Consider the following 19279-nt stretch of genomic DNA (forward strand, 5'->3'; position numbering starts at 1 on the left):
ATCGCTCCTAAAGGTCACGCTCCGGATCCAGGGGCGCGATCAGGTCGTGCAGCTCGGCGAAGAGCTCCGGAGCGGCGCAGATGGCCATCTCCTGGCTCGCCGGCCGGCCGTGCAGGCCGCCCAGCACCGCACCGGCCTCCTGGGCGATGAGGCCGCCGGCCGCGTGGTCCCACAGGTTGGTGCCGCGCTCGTAGTAGGCGTCCACCCGGCCCGCCGCCACCGAGCACAGGTCCACCGCGCACGAGCCGCCGCGCCGGATGTCCCTGACCCTGGGCAGCACCCGCGCCACGACCTCCGCCTGTACGGCCCGCCGCCCCGCCGAGTAGCCGAAGCCGGTGGCGACCAGCGCCCGCTCCAGCGGGACGCCGGTGGTGCAGCTCAGCCGCTCCCCCGCCAGCCACGCGCCGCCGCCCAGCGAGGCGGTGAACACCTCGCCGCGCGGCACGTTGTGCACCACGCCCGCGACGATCACGCCGTCGACCTCGACCGCGATCGAGACCGCCCAGTCCGGCAGGCCGTACAGGAAGTTGACCGTGCCGTCGATGGGGTCGACGATCCACCGGACCGAGCCCGAGCCGGTCGCGCCCTCCTCCTCGCCGAGCACGGCGTGCCCGGCCGGGATGCGGGCGCGGATCAGCTCCTCGGCCGCCCGGTCGAGCTCGGTGACGACGTCGGTGGGACTCGACTTGGTCGCGGCCACGACGGGCTTGGAGCCGCGCTCGGCGAGCAACATCTCGCCCGCCTCGCGCGCGATCTCCTCGGCCAGTTCGAGATGGGTCATGCCAGCGAGTCCGGGCGCTTCCACTCCTGGCCGAGCACGTGCTGGGCCAGGAAGGCCAGGACCGTCTCGTACCAGGCGACGACGTTGCCGGGCTTGAGGATCCAGTGGTTCTCGTCCGGGAAGTAGAGGAACTTCGACTCCACGCCGGTGCGCTGCAGGTCCCACCACAGGCGCAGCGCCTCGCCGATCGGCACCCGGTAGTCGCGGTCGCCGTGGATGACGAGCATCGGGGTGGTGATCGCCTCCAGCGAGTGGTGCGGGGAGAGCTTCTCGTTCAGCGGGGAGCCGGGGGCGCCGAGCTCGCGCTGCCAGTAGTTGGCGCCGTCGGTGGTGCCGCTGAACTGGTCGAGGTTCCAGAGCGCGGCGTGGGTGACGATGGCCTGGTAGCGGTCGGTGTGCCCGGCCACCCAGTTGGCCATGTAGCCGCCGTAGGAGCCGCCCATCGCGGCGGTGCGCCCGCCGTCGATGTCGTCCCGCGCGAGCGCGACGTCCACGATGGCGTCGAGGTCGGCCATGGTGCGCGGGCCCCAGTTGGCCCAGCCGCGGTCGATGTGGTGCTGGCCGTACCCGGTGGACATGCAGGGGTCGGGCATGAGGACGGCGTAGCCGGCCTCGGCCATGATCCACGGGTTCCAGCGCCAGGACCAGTCGTTCCAGGAGCCGATCGGGCCGCCGTGGATCCACAGCAGGAACGGCGCCGGGCTGTCGGCGGAGGCGCCGCGGGGCAGGACCAGCCAGCCGCGGATCTCCTGGCCGTCGTCGGCGGTGGCGCTGATCTCGGTGAGCGTGCCGGGCAGCTCCAGCTTCGGCGCGGGCGAGGGCAGCTCGGTGACCTCGCCGGTGGCCGCGTCCACGCGGACCGGCGCGGCCGGGCCGTCGTAGCCGCTGCGCAAGGCGTAGATCGCGCTGCCGTCGGCGGTGACGTTGAGGTTGGAGTAGGCGCCGTCGCCCGTCGTCAGCCGGGTCACCTCGCCGTCGACCGGGACGCGGAAGATCGGGCGGCGGCCCTGCTCGTCGGCGAACAGGTAGAGCGAGCCGGAGTCGGGCGCCCACTCGTAGCCGCCGGGGAACAGGTCGCCGGCGTAAGCGCGGCCCTCGCCGGTGGCGAGGTCGGCGATCCACAGCTCCGCCCGGGCCGAGAGCTCGGGGGTGGTCAGCCGCTCGCGGGTGAAGGCCACCTTGGTGCCGTCCGGGGAGACCTTGGGCGCATAGAAGCTGTGCTCCTCGTCCGACAGCAGCGTGCTGCGCTCGCCGGAGGGCACCTCGATGCGGACCAGTTCGGTACGGCTCTCGCCGAGCGGCAGGGCCACGGTCCAGGTGCTGATCACCGCGGTGCCGTCGGGGGTCAGGTCGAAGCTCGCCTCGGTCAGCGCGGACCCCGCGTCGGGGGTCAGGTCGCGCACCTCGGCCAGCCGGTCGCCGGTCAGCCGGCCGGCGAACAGCCGGGGCTGGTCGGGCCCGAGGTCGTGGTCCCAGAAGCGCACCGGGTAGCCCTCGTGCAGGATCGCGCTGATCCCGGCCTCCTTGCGGGCCTTGCGGCGCTCCTCCTCGGTGGCCTCGTCGTCGCCGAGCACGTCGGAGACGAAGACGACGGTGCTCGCGGCGGTGGCGAGCGCGGCCACGCCGCCCGGCCGGGTGGCGATCTGGCGGGCCTCGCCGGAGCGCGGGAGCTGCCAGAGCGCGGGCACCTCGTCGGAGGAGTCCTGGACGGTGGGGTCGGGGCGGCGGGAGGTGAACAGGACGTCGCCGGAGCCGGTGAACTCGGCGCTGGACTCGCCCTTGGCCGACCTGGTCAGCCGGACCGCCTCACCCTCGCCGCTCGCGGGGATCTCCCACAGGGCCGTGCCGTACGACTTGCCGTCGGGGTTGAGGGACTGCACCACGGCCACCAGCCGGGTGCCGTCGGGCGACAACCGCAGGGACGCGAGCCGGGGAATGGCCACATATTCACGAATGTCGTTGAATGCGCTCACTCGATGGAACCTACCTGGCAGGACATAGGGTTGTCGCCGTGGGGAGCTACGACGCACTGCTGGTGCTTTCTTTCGGGGGGCCGGAAGGTCCCGAGGACGTCATGCCGTTCCTGGAGAACGTGGTACGCGGCCGGGGGGTGCCGCGCGCCCGCCTGGAGCAGGTGGCCGAGCACTACCTGGGATTCGGCGGGGTCAGCCCGATCAACGCGCAGAACCGCGCGCTGGTCGAGGCGCTGCGGGCCGAGCTCGACGTCCCGGTCTACTGGGGTAACCGAAACTGGCACCCGTTCGGCGAGGACACCGTCCGGCAGATGCGGGAGGACGGCGTCCGCCGCGCGGCGGTCTTCGCCACCTCCGCCTTCGCCGGCTACTCCTCCTGCCGCCAGTACTACGAGGACATCGCCCGCATCTCCCTCGACGACGGGCCCGAGCTGGTCAAGCTGCCGCACTTCGGCGACCACCCCGGCTTCGTCGAGGCGCAGGCCGACCGGGTGCGTGACGCGCTGGCCGCGCTGGGCCGGCCGGCGCGGCTGGTCTTCACCGCGCACAGCATCCCGGTCTCGATGGCGTCGACCAGCCGCTACGAGGAGCAGATCCGCCGCTCGGCCGGGCTGGTCAACGCCGCGCTGGGCCGCGAGGAGGACTGGGATCTGGTCTGGCAGTCGCGCAGCGGCCCGCCCGAGGTGCCGTGGCTGGAGCCGGACGTGCTCGACCACCTGCCGAAGGTGGACGGGCCGGTGGTGCTGGTGCCGATCGGCTTCGTCTCCGACCACATGGAGGTCGTCTACGACCTCGACACCGAGGCCCGCCAGCTCGCCGCCGAGCTCGGCCTGCCGCTGGAGCGCGCGGCCACCGTCGGCACGCACCCGCGCTTCGTCCGGATGGTCGGCGAGCTGATGGCCGGCCCCGAGCCGGTCGCCTGCGCGCTGACCTGCTGCCCGCCGCCGGTGCGGCGTCAGGCGTAGTCGCGGGCGTAGGCGGCGGCCAGGTTCAGCACCTTGTCCACGTACGACCAGGAGTGGTTGTAGGCGTAGACCGCCTTGCGCAGGTTGCCGGGCGCGCCGGTGGCGCACAGGTAGTTGGCCGCGCCGGGCACGGCGTCGTAGGGGCTCCAGATGTCCTTGACGCCGTCGCCGTCGCCGTCCACGCCGTAGTGCTTCCAGGTGCGCGGCATGAACTGCATCGGGCCGAGCGCCCCCGCGCTGGAGGGGCCGTTGTTGCGGCCGTGCGAGCTCTCCACCTGCCCGATCGCCGCCAGCACCGTCCAGGACAGGCCCGGGCAGCGGGTGGCCGCCGCCTTGTAGAGCTCCAGGTAGCTGCCCGGCCGGCCGACCGTCACCTCCTGCGCGGGCGGAGCCTCGGTACGGCGGGGCTCCAGGGAGACCACCTGCGCGCCCTGGCCCAGGACCCGGCCGACCTCGCCGGTGCCGATCTTCCCCTCCTTGCCGTGCAGCAGCACGACCACGTCGGCCGCCAGGCCGAGGCTCTGCCCGGCCGTGGTGCTGACCAGGCCGTCGATGCCGCTGAGGCCGAGCGTCGCCGAGGCGGCCACGCGCAGCCGCGGACCGGCGTCCACCTGGTACTCGGCGCCGAGGATCAGCCCGAACCTGCGCACCGCGCCCGGGTCGGCGACCAGTTCGCCGCGTTCCAGCGCGCTCCAGACCGCGGGCTCGTCGGCCACCGCCTTCGGGGTCCAGGAGCGGAAGTCCACGGGATCGACGGCGAGCAGGTTGAGCCGGGTGCCGGCGATGGTGATCACCCCGGCGTCGACGGTGAGCACCTTCTCCACGTGCGGAAGCGCGGACAGCGCGTGCCGGGTCCTGGCCGGGACCGCCGCCGGGGCGATGGCCAGGACGCGCGGCGGGGACGGGGTGATGCCGGGGCCGCCGCGGCCGAACTCCTTCACCGGCCGCCGCGTGCCGCCGGTGGGCTGCTCGGCCATGGGCTGAGTCTCGGGGACGAGGCTCTCCAGGCGCTCGGCGCCGGCGTTGCCGGAGCCCGCGGCGAGCTGCCGGGAAGCGGCCGGTTCGAGGCCGGGCGGCTCGTGCCAGAGGGTGAGGCCGAGGGCGCCGCCGAGCGCGGTGAGCACGATCGCGGCCGCCAGGACCGGCACGATCAGGCGCAGGGATGACGGGGCGGACACTCCGGCAAGCGTAGTGGACGGAGGCCCAGAGATCAGGAGGTTCGGATTTGCTGGGACTTTCCGGGCGGACCTGACTCCTTCCGGAGGCATCGGCTAGGTTGCTGTGAACCCTCGTACCATCCGTCACTCGTGAAAGTTTTCCTATGTCCCGACAAATCACTTCACTCCTGGCTGCCGCCTGTGTTGCCGTCACTCTGGCCACACCGGCTTCAGCAGCGGCGAAGGACGAACCTGTCGACTGCACCCAGGTCAAGTGCATCGCACTGACCTTCGACGACGGCCCAGGCAAGTACGCCGACAAGCTGCTGGACACCCTGAAGAAGGAGAAGGCCAAGGCCACCTTCTTCCTGGAGGGCCAGTACGTGAAGCTGCGGCCGGCCTTCGCCAAGCGCATGGCCGCCGAAGGCCACGAGCTGGGCAACCACAGCTACTCCCACCCCAAGTTCACCGATCTCGAGCCGTGGGCCATTCGGAGCGAGATCCAGAAGACGCAGGACCTGGTCAAGCAGGTCACCGGCGTCGAACCCAAGCTGCTGCGCCCGCCGTACGGGCTGGTGGACATGCCGACCAGCGAGATCGCCGCCGACTTCGGCATGCCGGTCGTGCTCTGGACCGCGGGGTCCAAGGACTGGTCCTCCAAGAACGCGGACTCGATCAAGCAGCAGGTCCTGGACGTCGCCGCGCCCAACGGCATCATCCTGATGCACGACTGGGTCAAGGAGACCGTCGACGTCATGCCGAACATCGTCACGCTGCTCAAGAAGCGTGGCTACCACCTGGTGACCGTCTCCGACATCATCAAGCAGTACGACCTGAAGCCCGGGGACACCTTCCCGGTTCCCGAAGGCTGGGAGAGATGAGTATCGTTCACGTTAATTAGGGAACGACGCTCTGCAAGGGGTGCTCACATGGCCTTCACCAACTGGGCTCGAAACCAGACCGGCACCCCCGCCGAGGTGCGCACCCCGTCGTCGGCCGACGACGTGGTGCGTGCCGTGCGCGACGCCGCCCGCGACGGGCGCCGCGTGCGCATGGTCGGCACGGGCCACTCCTTCACCGGCGTGGCCCTCACCGACGGGATCATGCTCCGCCCGCACGGGCTGACCGGCATCCTCGACGCCGGCCCCGGCTCGGTCACCGTCGCCGCGGGCACCCCGCTGCACACGCTCAACGAGGAACTCGACCGCCGCGGCCTCGCCCTGGCCAACATGGGCGACATCACCGCCCAGACCGTCGCCGGCGCCATCCAGACCGGCACGCACGGCACCGGCCGCGACACCGGCGGCCTCGCCGACCAGGTCCTGGCCCTCGAACTCGTCCTCGCCGACGGGAGCGTGACGCGAGCCGTACCGGGCGAGGACCTCTTCGACGCCGCCCGCGTCGGCCTGGGCGCGCTCGGCGTGCTCACCTCCGTGACCCTGCGCGTCGAACCCGCCTTCCTGCTGCGCAACGTGCGCCGCGTGATGTCGCTGACCGGCATTCTCGACTCGCTCGACGAGCTCACCGCGAGCAACGAGCACCTCGACTTCTTCTGGCTGCCGCACACCGACGCGTGCCTGGTCAAGACCAACAACCGGCACCCCGGACCGGCCGCGCCGCCCAGCCCGCTCAAGCACTGGCTGGACAACGTGCTGCTGGAGAACAAGCTCTTCGGCGCGATGTGCGCGCTCGGCGGGCGGCTGCCCGGCCTGATCCCCACGCTCAACTCGATCAGCGCCAAAGCCCTGGGCGACTCCTCGTCGGTCGACACCTCTTACAAGATCTTCACCTCGGTGCGGGACGTGCGCTTCCTGGAGATGGAGTACGCCGTCCCCCGCGAGCACCTCGGCCGCGCCCTGCGCGAGACCCGCGACCTGATCGACCGGATGGACTGGAAGATCACCTTCCCGATCGAGGTCCGGGTGACCCCGCCGAGCGAGGTCTGGCTCTCCACGGCGTACGGCAGGCCGTCGGCCTACGTGGCCTGCCACATCTACCGGCCCACCCCCAACCCGGCCTACTTCGAGGGCGTCGAGGAGATCATGACCCGGCTGGAGGGCCGGCCGCACTGGGGGAAGCTGCACACCCGCGACGCCTCCTACCTGTCGAAGGTCTATCCGCGCTTCGGGGACTTCGTCGCGCTGCGCGACCGGCTGGACCCGCAGCGGCTGTTCACCAACCCCTATCTGGACGGCGTGCTCGGCTAGGCCGCCTACGAGTCTCCGCCCGGCTCCTGGAACAGGCCGTCGCCTTGCTCGGGGGCCACATCTTCGGGCGGTACGGTCGCCTCGGGCTCACCTGACGGTTCGATCGGCGCCTCGGTGGTCGGCTCGGTCGTCGGCTCCTGCGTCGGCTCGTTCGTGGGCTCGTCGGTCGGCGTGGGGGTCGGCGTGGGAGTCGGCTCTCGCTCCTGCGTGCGCTCGGGGGTGGGGTCAGCGGTCTGCCGGGGCCGCTCCTCCTCGCGCTGGCGCTCCCTGCGCTCGTCGTCCTTTGGTGCCTTCTTCGCCACCGGGGTCTTGCCGGTGACCGCCTCGTGCACGGTGCGGTGGGCGAGGGCCTGGAAGGTGAGGATGCCGCCGACGCTGATCGCGAAGACCAGGGCCGCGGCCAGGACGAGCTTCAGCCAGGGCAGCGGCCGGCGGCCGCCGTCCCCGGACACGGGAGTCATCACCAGCGTGTCACCGCTGCCCCGACCACTGGGAACGGCGGCGAGCTGGACGGTCTCGGCGCCCGGGTCCACCACGCCCATCGGACCGGTCTCGGCGTGCGGATCCACCGGCGCGGCCAGGACAGGGGCAACGGAGGCCGGGGACTGCGGCTCACCGCTCGTGGCCGCGGCGGGGGTCGCGTGGACGGCGGTGGCCAGCTCGCCCTGGCCCTCCTCCTGGTCCTGGCGGCGCCACGTGCCCAGCGTGTGCTCCTTGACCGCCTCACCGGTGCGCTTCAGGTAGTGCGTGTAGACCGCGCCCCCGACCGTGCTGGCCACGCTCGCCACGGCCGCGCCGATGAACGTCCCCGCCACCCCCAGGTAGGAGGCCGCGACCGCGGCGGTGACCGCCGCCAGCGCACCTCCGGCGATCTGCGGCACGCTCAGCTCGAACTTCCGCTGCTCGCCGCTCATCCCCCGAACCAGTCCTCTCTCGCGCAGGTAAAGACCTTTCTCGTGAATAGACGCGACCGCGTGTCCTGTTGTTCCTGTGACGTGCGTGACAGGCAGATTCTCGGCTCGTGTCGGGCCGAACCAGAAGCACTTGCCCCAAGTCCACGGCGACGCGGATGCGGATTCGTCAGAATCCGACGAGGACCCCTAACCTCCTGCTGCACCGCGCCGAGGTGTGAACCCGGATGGATCCACTAAATGTGACCGGCGTCACATCATCTGGGAGCTATCCCAGGAAGGCGATGTTCGGACATGCCGGGTACGGTGCTGGCAGGCAACCGGCACACGCGAGAGACTCAAGGGTCCGGGGGAAGAATGAGCACGACGCTGACGAAAGGACCCGCATGCAGGAGCTCCGACTCGTCGCGGTGAGCGAGGACGGCACGTATCTCGTCTTGGCGACAGCCGGCCGGGGTACCCGTTTCACGCTGCCCGTCGACGACCGGCTCCGTGCTGCCGTCCGCGGAAACTTCTCCCGTCTCGGCCAGTACGAGATCGAAGTGGAGAGTCCGTTGCGCCCCAAGGAGATCCAGGCTCGCATCCGTGCCGGTGAGACCGCGGAGGAGATCGCCGCGACCGCCGGCATCCCGGTCGAGCGGGTCCGCTGGTTCGAGGGTCCCGTGCTCCAGGAGCGCGAGTACGTCGCCCAGCAGGCGCAGCGGGTCGCGGTCCGCATGCCCGGGGAGTCCGCCCCCGGCCCCACCCTCGGCGAGCTCGTCGCCGAACGCCTCACCCGCCGCGGCGTCCCCGCCGAGGAGATCGACTGGGACTCCGCCAAGCGCGACGACGGGCTGTGGCGGGTCAAGCTGGGCTACGTGTGGAACGGTCACACGCGGCACGCCGAGTGGCTGTTCGACCCGCGCCGCCGGCACGTCAGCCCGCACGACGACGAGTCCCACCGGCTGTCCCAGGCCGACTTCGACCCCGAGCCGCCGATCGAGGAGACCACCGTCACCCCGTTCCCGCCGCGGGTGACCAAACTCCAGCCCGTCCCGCCCCTGGGCGCGGACCCCGTGCCGTTCCCCTCCGTCATCCGCCGCGAGCCGCCCGCCGAAGAGCCGGCGGCTCTGCCGCGCCCTGCCCTGCCCAGCGCCTCCGGCGACGGCTCCTTCCCGGGGGTGCCCGGCCGTGGCGTGCCCGCCGCCTACCGCGACGGCGACCCCTCCCGTGTCCGCCCCGTCGAACCGCCTCGCCGTGAGCCGGCGCCCTGGCTGCCCGACTTCGGCCCCACCCGCGGCACCCTCCGCGACCCCGACTCCTCTTCCACCCCCGAACCCCCGGCCGCCACCCCTGCGCCCCCCGCCGCCACCCCTGCGTCGCCCGCCGCCACCCCTGCGTCGCCCGCCGCCACCCCTGCGTCGCCCGCCGCCACCCCTGCGTCGCCCGCCGCCACCCCTGCGTTGCCCGCCGCCACCCCCTCCCCGGCCGCCGGCCTCTCTTCACCTGTCGCCGGCACCCCTTCACCTGCCGTCGCCGACCAGCCCGGGTCGCCGGCCGCCGGTGCCGCGAGCGGCTCCCCTGTCTTCGGCGGAACCGACGGGTCGCCGGTCTCCGGCCGCCCGGACGAGCCGTCCGTCGCTGACGTTGCGGACGGGTCGTCGGTCGCTGACGTTGCGGTCGAGTCGTCGGTCACTGGTGCTGCGGTCGAGTCGTCCGTCACTGGTGCTGCGGACGAGTCGTCCGTCGCTGACGTTGCGGGCGGGTCGTCGGTGGTTTTCGACCAGAGTGCGTCCCTAGAAGCCATGATCGACCAGGTCCCCGCTCGCCCTTCCCTCCCGTCCACCCCTGTCCCGGCCGCTGCCTCCCAGCCCGCCGGTTCCTCCGCTCAGCCAGCGGCCTCCCCCGCGCAACCTTCGGCCACCGTGCCCACGCCGCCCGCCGAGACGGTCGCCCCGGCGGCCGAGGCTCCCGTCGTCGCGCCACCCGTGGCGGAGAGGCCCGTGTCGGGGACGCCCGCCGCCGAGCCCGCAGCCCAGGCCCCCGAGACCGTTGCGGTGGACGCGCCGGCCCCGCCTGCTGAGCCGGCAGCCACGGCCACCGTCGAGCCCAACAAGCCTGATCACACCGCTGCGGCCCCTGCCGTGGAGCCCTCCATCGAGGCTGCCAAGCCGGAGGAGCCCGCCACCAGGCCCGCCGAGTCCGCCACCGAGGCCCCCGCGGCCAAGGTCGAGGAGGCTCCCCCGGCCGAGCTCACCCACACCGCCGAGCCCGTGGCCGAGGTGGCCAAGGCTGCCGAGCCTGTGGTGGAGGCGGAGGTGCCCCCGGCATCCGAGGCGAGCACCCCGGTGCCCACGCCAGCGGCTGCGGTCACCGACCCCGCGCCCGTACGGCAGGCAGAGGCACCTTCAGCGGAGGGGTCCGAGGCTGAGACGCCTAAGGTGGAGGCGACCGCAGCCGAGGTGCCTAAGGCAGAGGCGCCCAAGGTGGAGGTGTCCGAAGCCGAGGTGCTCAAGGCCGACGTTGAGACCGCCGCTCCCGCTGAAGCCGCAGCTCCCGAGCTTGCCGCTCCCGATGCGGTTGCCGCTCCCAGCGAAGTTGCCGCGTCTGCGGAGGCCGTGAAGACCGAGGCCACCCCGGCACCCGCAGTTGAGGAGGCCAAGCCGGAGACCCCCAAGGGCACGGCCGAGGCACCCGTCGCCGAGAAGTCGGCGACCGCCACCACCGCGCCCCAGACGGAGGCCCCGAAGACAGAGGGTCCGACGGCGGAGGCCGCGAAGGAAGCCGTCAAGGAGGTGGCCGCTGCGGAGGTCGCTCCCCAGGAGTCGGCTCCCCAGGAGTCGGTCAAGGTCGACACGAGCTCCGAGAAGACGGCCGAGCAGGAAGTGGCCCAGGCTACGGAGCCCGCTGAGGCGAAGCCGACCGAGGTGGAGTCCGCCCCGGCGAAGCCCGTTGAGGTGGAGTCGGCCGAGGTGAAGGACGTCGAGCCCAAGGCCGCCGGAGAGCCCGAGGAGCCGGTGGTGCCGGAGCCTGCGGTGCCGGCGGCGCGGGCGAGCGGGGAGGACGGGAAGGCCAAGCCCGAGCCGGTGGCTCCCGTGGCCTCGCCTCCTCCGGCTCCGGCGGCCAGGCAGGCCAAGAAGAACGCGCGGGGCAGGCGGGCTTCGGTGCCGAGCTGGGACGAGATCATGTTCGGCGCACGGCGGCAGGATTGAGCGAGAAGTAGTCGGGTGAGCGTGAAGGGGCGGGCCGGGTGGTCCGCCCCTTCGGCGTGTACGGCCGGCAGGCTCTGGACGGCCTGCCGTACTCCACCGGGAGCTGGTAACCGTGGGCGGCCGGTCGACCCGGTAGCGAGCTCAGGGGAGGTGTCTGCCGTGCTCGGCACGGGGGCTCGGGAAAACTCCGGCCTGCCGTACCCCACCCGAAGCGCTCAGGAAGGGGGTGGCTTGAGGAAAGGGGCGAGCCATTCCGGGGTGACCGAGGTGGGAAAGGCGGTGGCCTGGTCGGGGGAGACGTCGAGGGCCGCGTAGCCGCCCTTGCCGGCGCCGGCACCCGCGATGACGGTGAAGACGCCGGCCCGGCGCTGGAAGAAGGTCTGGCGCAACCGCCATCCGACCACGGCCCGGCGCTCCACGACGGCCTGGGAGCGACGGAGGGAGCCGGAGCGGACGGCGAGCCGTACGCCGTCGTAGCCGTGCCCCAGCGAGCGGTAGCGGTCCAGCCCGAGGGGCACACCTAGGACGGCGAACAGCAGGGAGACGCCGAGCAGGGCACCCCAGAAGGGCGGGTTGAGGACGACGGCGGCGAGGGCCAGCAGGAGCCAGGGGAAGACGGCTCGGAAGACGCGGCGCTGCCGGGCGGCGGGCGGGTGCGGGACGAGGGGCCCGGTGTAGGGCCCGATGGCCCGGGCGGTGAGGTCGAGGGCGACGGCGCGGGGGACGTCGGGAAGGAGCTGCCCACGCGTCTCAGAGTCCCCCAGGCCGGTGACGATGGCCCAGACGCGCACCACCCCGGCCCACCGCTCGAAGAGCGCGTCGACGACCTCGTAGCCCCGCACACGGGCGGCTTCGAGGGAGACGCTGCGCCGGGTGATGAGCCCGCGTTCGGCGACCAGGTGGCCGTCGCGGCGCTTGAGGGTGAAGTCCCAGTTGAACAGCGCGTACATGATGCCGCCGGCGAACGGCATGAGGACGACGAGCGCGAGGACGGCGATGAGCAGGAGGTGCGGCCGGTCCCAGAGCCAGCGGCCCGCCCCAAAGGCGGCTCTGCCGTACCCGAGGTCGTCACCCCACTGGAAGGCCAGGCCGATGGCGCCGCCGGCGATGGCGAAGGGGGTGAGGAGGTAGGCGCCGGAGAGCGGGCCGTAGATGAGCCAGGCGCGCGGGACCTTGATGATCACATCATCGGGGACCGGCGCCGGTGGAGCCTCGGCGACGGAAGCGGGCGAAGCGGCGGCGGGGGCGCGGCGGAGGAGGAGGTTCTTGAGGTGTTCGGCCTCGGCCAGGGTGACGCCGTTGAGCTCGCCCTCCTGCTGCCCGCCGCCGCTGGCGCCGGTGTCGATGCGCAGGACGGCCAGGCCGAGGAGCCGGTGCATGGGCGGGGTGGTGATGTCGACGCCGCGCACCCGTTCGAGCGGGATGGTGCGGACCGAGCGGCTGATCAGCGAGCGGCGCAGCTCCAGCCGGTCGCCGACGATGCCGTAGGTGAAGGTCAGCCAGCGCACGACGGCGAAGACGACGGTGCCGGCGACGCCCAGCGAGGCCCACAGGTAGGAGCGCGCGGAGAACCCGCTGGCGAACAGCAGGCCGATGAGCGGCACCAGCAGGGAGGGCAGCATCCGCACCGGGTCGATGACCAGCACCTTGGGGCTGAGCCGGTTCACGTGGCGTCGTCCCTGAGCTCTTCCGCGCGGCGGGCGAGCTCGTCGGCCAGGGCGGCGGCGACCTGGTGGTCGAGGCCCTTGACGGTCGAGGAGCCGGCGTGGGAGGCGGTGCGGATCTCCAGCGTCGCCAGGCGCAGCATGCGCTCGAACCAGCCCTGGCTCTTGTCGACGGTCTGGATGCGGCTGACCGGGACGAAGACCCATTCGCGGGTGAGGAAGCCGGAGCGGGCGTAGACCACGTCGCCCGCCAGCTCCCAGCGGTGGACGGCGTAGCGGACGAACGGCTCGGCGACCAGCAGCGGCAGCGAGATCACCACGACCAGCGCGGGCAGCACCCACCAGGAGCCGGCGAACCACTCGGGCACCCAGCCCCACTCGCTGCGGCCGATCCAGCGGGCCAGCAGGAAGGAGCCCCCGGCGAGCAGGACGAAACCGACGAGCGAGTGCAGCAGCCAGAGGTGCCGGGCCCTGGGCGAGACCTGGTGGGCGGGCTCACGGACGTTCACGGTTCCACACTATGCCGCACCGGGACAGGGCGATCACCCGTCCGCCTTCACCCCACTTGTCCTGCGATTTAGGGACGTTTCGGGGCGAGTTCCGGTCCTCGTGCACCGCGAAACGGTCTGCGCATCGCCGTAGGACGCGTAGCATCGTGCGACATGAGGCTGCGCATCCCCTCGGCACGCCGCGCCATCGCCACACTGGCGGCGGCGGTGCTCGTGGTCTGCGTCGCCGGATGCTCGGTGCTGCGGGGCAACGCCTCCGCCGCCCGGGAGCTTCTCCAGATCAACGTCTCCAGCCCGGAGATCAGGCCAGGCGGTCCGCTGCCTGCCGAATACACCTGCGAGGGCGGCAAGGGCAGCCCGATGCTCACCTGGTCGAGCCAGCCGCTCAAGGACGCGAAGACCTTCGCCGTCGTCGTCGACGACAACTCCGCGCCCGACCAGGCCGTGCACTGGATCATCTACAACATCGACCACCGCACGACCGTGCTGGCCGCGGGCATCCCGGCGGAGGGGGCGACCTCGCCCGACGGGACCAAGGCTCCGGAGGAGGCCACCCAGGCCCAGCTCCTGGACGGCACGCGGGGCTACTCCGCGCCGTGCCGCAAGCCGGCCGGCGAGGGTCCGGGCAACTACCGCTTCAGCGTCTACGCGCTCAGCGGCAAGGTGGCCACGGAAGAGGGCGACACGATCTCCAAGATCCTGCACAAGATCGCGGAGCTCACCATCGCCCGTGGCCGGTTGACCGCGGTCGACATCGAGTGAGAGCTCGGACACTGCAGGTAGTAGTGGTTACCAATTCTTCACTTAGGGTGTGACAACGCTCCCTGGGGTCGGCACAATCAGATCCAATTGTTAGGCGTTAGTGATCAAAGGGGAGGGATTGCGTCGATGGCCGCGCGATCCCGCTGGCGTCACAGGAAGGCCATGGCTGAGGTGGTGCAATGTTCGCGGTCGTCGTGATATTGGTCGCAGTCGTGCTCCTCGTGCTCGTAGTCGTGGCGCTGGGCATGAGGTCCATGAACAAGCGGGAGAGCAACCTGCCGCCCGAGCGGATGCGGGAGCTCATGGAGCGTGAGGAGCGCACCCAGGTCCGGTCCACGGACGAGTTCGCCGCTCACGAGCCGCGGATGACGAATTTCAGTCCGGACTTCAGCCCCCTCGACGAGGAGAAGCCCAAGCCGGTCCGCACCGGCCAGCGCGGCAAGCGCGGGGTGGACGAGTGGGGCAACGCGACCTCCGACGACGAGGACGAGGAGTTCTGGGCGAGCATCCGCAGCGACGCCGCCGAGGGCGGGTTCGGCGCCGGCGGCACGGTCAAGCCGCGGCAGGCGGCCAGCCGTCCCCGGGTCGACGACCCGCACGCCGCGACCGTCCAGGCGCCGCTGCCGCAGCGCCCGCAGGCCGCCCCGAGCACTCCTGAGCCCGCGGCCCAGCCGGCCGCCGCGCCGCTGGCCCCCGCGGCCGGGCTGGGCGCCCTGGTGGAGCCGCCGAGCCAGAAGGACCTGTCCGACCAGCGCACCGTGACCTTCGCGGCGCCGACGCACGACGTGATGAGCATCCTCGCGCCGGGCAGCAAGCCCGTCGCCGCCGAGGCCTCCTCCGGCTCCTTCGCCGCCACGAGCGGTTCGTTCCCGGCGACCAGCGGCTCGTTCCCGGCGGCCTCGGCCACCGGCACCGGTTCCTTCGCCGCCGCGCCGAGCGCCGGCGGGTCCTTCACCCCCGCGGCCGGACCGGCCTCCGACTCCTTCTCCGCCATCGCCAGCACCGGCACCTTCGCCGTCCCGCCGGGCCTGCACAGCGCGCCGACCAGCGACCCGTTCCCGGCCTACAACGCCGCGGACGCGCTGGAGACCACCTGGCAGCAGCCCACGCCTGCGGCCGGCACCTCGGGGACCACCTCGGGCTCCTGGCCCGCCGCCTCGCCGGACATCCTCGACGACCCGGCGCCCGCCGGCGGCTCGTGGCCGGCCTTCGAGGGCGCCTACAGCTCGCCCGCGCCCACCTTCGCCTCCTACGAGGTGCGTCCCGGCTACGCCGCCCCCGACAACGACGCGCTCACCGGCCCGTCGCCCGCGGTCGGCACGCCCACCGCGCCCGGCCGGGCGGTCACGCCGTACGACGACGTGCTCTCCGGCGGCTACAGCACGCCGGCCGCGCCCGCCACCCCGGCCGCGTGGCCGGAACCGCCCGCCAACGCCTGGCCGTCCTACGGCGAGATGTACGGCTCGCAGCAGCAGCAGGAAGCGGCTGCGCGCGCGGGCGAGCGACGGGGCGCGGACAAGGATCTCCCGGACTACTACCGCTGATCGAGGCGGACGGGTCGGCGCGCGAGGGAGGTGCGGCGACCCCGGGACCACGATCATGTAAAAACCGCTGATCACGCCTTATGGGTATCGGTGATGCCCCGTTACAGTCACCCCATGACTCAGGGTGGCTTCGCCGATACTCTCCGTCACGATCTTCCGGCATCGCTGGTCGTCTTCCTCATAGCCATTCCGCTGTCGCTGGGCATCGCGGTCGCCTCCGGCGCTCCGCTCGCCGCGGGGCTGGTGGCCGCGGCCGTCGGCGGCATCGTCGCCGGCGCGCTCGGCGGCTCGGCGATCCAGGTGAGCGGACCGGCCGCCGGGCTCTCCGTGGTGGTCATCGACCTCGTCCAGACGTTCGGCTGGCGCGCGACCTGCATGATCACGCTGCTGGCCGGGGGCTTCCAGCTCGTCCTGGGCCTGTTCCGGGTGGCACGGGCCACGCTCGCCGTCTCCCCCGCCGTCGTGCACGGCATGCTCGCCGGGGTCGGCGTGGTGATCGCGCTGTCGCAGTTGCACATCGTGCTCGGCGGCAGCCCGCAACGCTCGGCGGTCGACAACCTGATCGAGCTGCCCGACCAGCTCATCCACCTGGAGGGGCACGGGGTCGCGGCCGGGCTGCTCACCATCGCGGTGCTGCTGGTGTGGGGGCGGCTGCCGAAGTCGGTCCGGACGGTGCCCGCCCCGCTGGCCGCCCTGGTGATCGCGGCGCTGGCCGCGTGGGCGTTCGGCTGGCAGGTCACCCGGGTCGACCTGTCGAACAGCATGTCGGAGTGGACCTCGCCGCTGTGGCCCGCGGGCGACTGGCACGACGTCGTCGGCGCGGTGATGCTGATCGCGGTGCTGTCGGCGGTGCAGTCGCTGCTGTCGGCGGTGGCCGTCGAGGGGCGCAGCGTCAACCTCGACCGCGAGCTGACCGGCCAGGGCGTGGCCAACGTGGTCGCCGGGGCGCTCGGCGGGCTGCCGATCGCCGGGGTGATCGTGCGCACCACCGCCAACAAGGTGGCGGGAGCGCGCAGCCGCTGGTCGACGATCCTGCACGGCTGCTGGGTGCTGGTGTTCATGTCGGGGCTCGGCTGGACCGTGCGGCTGATCCCGATGGAGTCGCTGGCGGCGCTCCTGGTCTTCATCGGCATCCAGATGATCAACCTCGGGCACGTGCGGAAGGTGCACGGGCACGGCGAGGTGCCGGTCTACGTGGTGACCCTGCTCGGGGTGGTCCTGGTCGGGCTCGGCGAGGGCATCCTGATGGGGCTCGCGCTGGCCGCGCTGCTGGCGCTGCGCCGGCTGACGTGGGTGAGCGTGCGGGTACGGCCCAAGGCCGACGGGCACTGGCACGTCACCGTGGACGGCTCGCTGACCTTCCTGGGGGTGCCGCGGCTGACGTCGGGGCTGCGTGCCGTACCGGCGGGGGTGCCGGTGGACCTCGATCTCAACATCGACTTCATGGACAACGCCGCCTTCGAGGCCCTGCACTCCTGGCGGCTGGAGCACGAGGGCGGCGGCGGGACGGTCGAGATCGACGAGCTGCACGACGAGTGGTACTCGCTGGCGGCCAGCGGGTCGCGGATGTATCCGGCGAAGTCGCCGCCCAAGACCCCCGACCGGTGGTGGCTGCCGTGGACGCACCGGCGGCTGCTGCCCCGACACGGCGGGCCGGGGGCGCTGCGGTCCGGGGCCAAGGAGTTCCACGAGCGTACGGCTCCGCTGGTGAGGCCGATCTTCACCGAGCTGGCACGGCAGCAGAGGCCGGGGCAGCTGTTCATCACCTGCGCCGACTCGCGGGTGGTGCCGAGCCTGATCACGGCGAGCGGGCCCGGAGACCTGTTCACCGTCCGGAACATCGGGAACCTGGTGCCGCGGTGCGGGACCGGGCCGACGGACGACTCGGTGGTGGCGGCGATCGAGTACGCCACGGAGGTGCTCCAGGTGCGGACGATCACCGTCTGCGGGCACTCGGGGTGCGGGGCGATGGCCGGGCTGCTCAGCGGGGGGATCAAGGCGGGCGGGATGCCGGGGCTGCAGCGCTGGCTGCGGCACGGGAACCACAGCCTGGCGCGGTACATCTCGGGGGACCTGCTGCCGGGCGGTGAGCCGGGGGCGGGGGCGCTCGCGGCGGGCGGGGAGGTCCGGCCGGTCAAGGGCGTCCTGCCGGTGCGGGACGTGCTGCCGGTCGGGGACCCGCTGCCGGTGGGGGACGCTTTTCCGGCCGGTGGGCTTCCGGTGGCCGAGCTTCCGGCGGGTGGGGTCCGGGTGGCCGGCCGGGTGGGGATCGCCGATCGGGCCGGGACGCCCGGGCTCGGGTCCGGGCCGCTGGATCGGCTGTGCCGGGTCAACGTGCGGCAGCAGCTCGACAACCTGCGCACCTACCGGCGGGTGGACGAGCTGGTCCGGGCCGGGCGGCTGGAGCTGGTGGGGCTGTACTTCGACATCGGGGCGGCCCGGGTCGAGGTGCTGGAGAGCGCGGGCGGTTTCGCGGAAGACCGCATTTCCGGAAATATGGGCACATGAGAATTCTGGTGCTAGGTGGATCACGTTTCCTCGGCCGTGCCCTGGTCGAGGCGGCGCTGCGGCGAGGGCACGAGGTCACCACGTTCACCCGCGGCGTCTCCGGCCCGGGCGTCGCCGGGGTCGAGGAGGTGCACGGCGACCGCGAGCGTCCCGAGGACCTCGCCGCGCTGGTCGAGGGCCGGACCTGGGACTTCGTCATCGACACCTCCGGCTACGTGCCGCGCGTCGTGCTCGCCTCCGCCGAGGCGCTGTCCGGGCACGCGCAGACCTACGCCTTCATCTCCACCATCTCCGCCCTCGACGGCTTCCCCGCCAAGCCCGGCACCGACGAGTCCGGCCTGTGGCCGTGCGCCTCCGACGCCGGGCCCGAGGACGGCGACTACGGCGTGCTCAAGGCCGGCTGCGAGCGGGCGGTCGAGGAGGCCTTCGACGGCAACGCCCTGATCATCCAGCCCGGGCTGATCCTCGGGCCGTACGAGAACGTCGCCCGGCTGCCGTGGTGGCTGACCCGCATCTCGCACGGCGGCCAGGTGCTCGCCCCCGGCGACCCCTCGGTGCCGATGCAGCTCATCGACGCGCGCGACATCGCCGAGTTCACCCTCGACCAGGCCGAGGCCGGGGTGGCCGACCGGTTCATCGTCACCGGACCCGCCGGGAACACCACCTACGGCGAGTGGCTGGAGCTGTGCAAGCAGGTCACCGGGTCGGACGCGGAGTTCGTCTGGGTGGACGACCAGTTCCTGATCGACCAGGGCGTGGGGCAGTTCGTCGAGCTGCCCCTGTGGTCGGCGCCCAGCGACGACCGGGAGAACTTCTGGAACGCTTCGACGGACAAGGCCTTCGCCGCCGGGCTGCGCTCCCGGCCGGTGGCCGAGACCGTGGCGGACACGTGGGCGTGGTTGCGGGAGATCCCGGAGGACGAGCGGGTCTACGGGGGGAAGATGCAGCACGGGATCGCTCCGGAGAAGGAACAGGCCGTCCTGGCCGCCTGGGCCGCCCGCTGATGCCGGCGGTGTGTATTTTTCCGCGGTAGCCGTACGGGCCGGGGCCTAACGTCGGGGCCGTGCCCTTCGGGGCGCCGGACCCGCTCCCAGGGCCCGGGAAGGC

14 protein-coding genes are annotated in these 19279 nt (G+C 72.5%); 8 read left to right on the forward strand and 6 right to left on the reverse strand.

What is annotated here, in order from left to right:
• Positions 1-7: 7 nt before the first annotated feature.
• Both AB0I67_RS11550 and AB0I67_RS11555 read right to left on the reverse strand, forming a co-directional pair.
• On the reverse strand, positions 8-781 hold the full coding sequence (locus AB0I67_RS11550; RefSeq protein ID WP_357921408.1) for an inositol monophosphatase family protein: 774 nt from the start codon (positions 779-781) through the stop codon (positions 8-10).
• Positions 778-2754, reverse strand: a complete 1977-nt coding sequence (locus AB0I67_RS11555; protein ID WP_357921411.1) for a S9 family peptidase — start codon at positions 2752-2754, stop codon at positions 778-780. Before AB0I67_RS11555 ends, AB0I67_RS11550 begins: the two co-directional genes overlap by 4 nt.
• Positions 2755-2792: 38 nt before the next feature.
• Between AB0I67_RS11555 and AB0I67_RS11560 the strand changes: the two genes are divergently transcribed.
• Positions 2793-3719, forward strand: coding sequence for a ferrochelatase (locus AB0I67_RS11560; RefSeq protein WP_357921413.1), 927 nt, complete (start codon positions 2793-2795; stop codon positions 3717-3719).
• Here AB0I67_RS11560 and AB0I67_RS11565 read toward each other — a convergent pair.
• Complete coding sequence (locus AB0I67_RS11565) at positions 3710-4897, reverse strand: lytic murein transglycosylase (RefSeq protein ID WP_357921416.1); 1188 nt, start codon at positions 4895-4897, stop codon at positions 3710-3712. The two genes, AB0I67_RS11560 and AB0I67_RS11565, sit on opposite strands and share 10 nt — an antisense overlap.
• 143 nt (positions 4898-5040) lie before the next feature.
• Here AB0I67_RS11565 and AB0I67_RS11570 point away from each other — a divergent pair, with 143 nt between their 5' ends.
• A complete protein-coding gene (locus AB0I67_RS11570; protein WP_357921419.1) occupies positions 5041-5757 on the forward strand; it encodes a polysaccharide deacetylase family protein in 717 nt (238 codons plus the stop codon).
• Positions 5758-5805: 48 nt separating this feature from the next.
• A complete protein-coding gene (locus AB0I67_RS11575; protein WP_357921421.1) occupies positions 5806-7083 on the forward strand; it encodes a D-arabinono-1,4-lactone oxidase in 1278 nt (425 codons plus the stop codon).
• Positions 7084-7088: 5 nt separating this feature from the next.
• Here the strand turns inward: AB0I67_RS11575 and AB0I67_RS11580 are convergent, their stop codons facing one another.
• The gene (locus tag AB0I67_RS11580; protein ID WP_357921422.1) at positions 7089-7997 is read right to left on the reverse strand and encodes a hypothetical protein; all 909 of its coding nucleotides are present in this window, start codon (positions 7995-7997) and stop codon (positions 7089-7091) included.
• 383 nt (positions 7998-8380) lie between these two features.
• Between AB0I67_RS11580 and sepH the strand changes: the two genes are divergently transcribed.
• Positions 8381-11185 (forward strand): septation protein SepH, encoded by a 2805-nt coding sequence (sepH, locus tag AB0I67_RS11585; RefSeq protein ID WP_357921424.1) that lies wholly within the window; start codon positions 8381-8383, stop codon positions 11183-11185.
• A 215-nt stretch (positions 11186-11400) separates the two neighbouring features.
• On the opposite strand, the gene AB0I67_RS11590 is transcribed toward sepH, so the two are convergent.
• Both AB0I67_RS11590 and AB0I67_RS11595 read right to left on the reverse strand, forming a co-directional pair.
• Positions 11401-12852, reverse strand: a complete 1452-nt coding sequence (locus tag AB0I67_RS11590) for a PH domain-containing protein (protein ID WP_357921427.1) — start codon at positions 12850-12852, stop codon at positions 11401-11403.
• Entirely contained in the window at positions 12849-13358 is a 510-nt protein-coding gene (locus tag AB0I67_RS11595) for a PH domain-containing protein (protein ID WP_357921430.1), read from the reverse strand. Before AB0I67_RS11595 ends, AB0I67_RS11590 begins: the two co-directional genes overlap by 4 nt.
• Positions 13359-13511: 153 nt before the next feature.
• Here AB0I67_RS11595 and AB0I67_RS11600 point away from each other — a divergent pair, with 153 nt between their 5' ends.
• The 4 genes from AB0I67_RS11600 to AB0I67_RS11615 all read left to right on the forward strand — a co-directional run bounded on the left by AB0I67_RS11600 (position 13512) and on the right by AB0I67_RS11615 (position 19176).
• Positions 13512-14120: a YbhB/YbcL family Raf kinase inhibitor-like protein gene (locus AB0I67_RS11600; protein ID WP_357921433.1), complete on the forward strand. Its 609-nt coding sequence runs from the start codon at positions 13512-13514 to the stop codon at positions 14118-14120.
• Between the two features lie 179 nt (positions 14121-14299).
• Positions 14300-15664 (forward strand): hypothetical protein, encoded by a 1365-nt coding sequence (locus AB0I67_RS11605; protein ID WP_357921436.1) that lies wholly within the window; start codon positions 14300-14302, stop codon positions 15662-15664.
• Between the two features lie 114 nt (positions 15665-15778).
• The gene (locus tag AB0I67_RS11610; RefSeq protein WP_357921439.1) at positions 15779-18172 is read left to right on the forward strand and encodes a SulP family inorganic anion transporter; all 2394 of its coding nucleotides are present in this window, start codon (positions 15779-15781) and stop codon (positions 18170-18172) included.
• Positions 18169-19176 carry an NAD-dependent epimerase/dehydratase family protein gene (locus tag AB0I67_RS11615; RefSeq protein ID WP_357921441.1) on the forward strand — a complete coding sequence of 336 codons (1008 nt, stop codon included), beginning with the start codon at positions 18169-18171 and terminating at the stop codon, positions 19174-19176. The genes AB0I67_RS11610 and AB0I67_RS11615 overlap by 4 nt, the downstream gene beginning before the upstream one ends.
• The last annotated feature ends 103 nt before the right edge of the window (positions 19177-19279 follow it).

Source organism: Nonomuraea sp. NPDC050310, from assembly GCF_040655795.1.
GTDB lineage: Bacteria > Actinomycetota > Actinomycetes > Streptosporangiales > Streptosporangiaceae > Nonomuraea.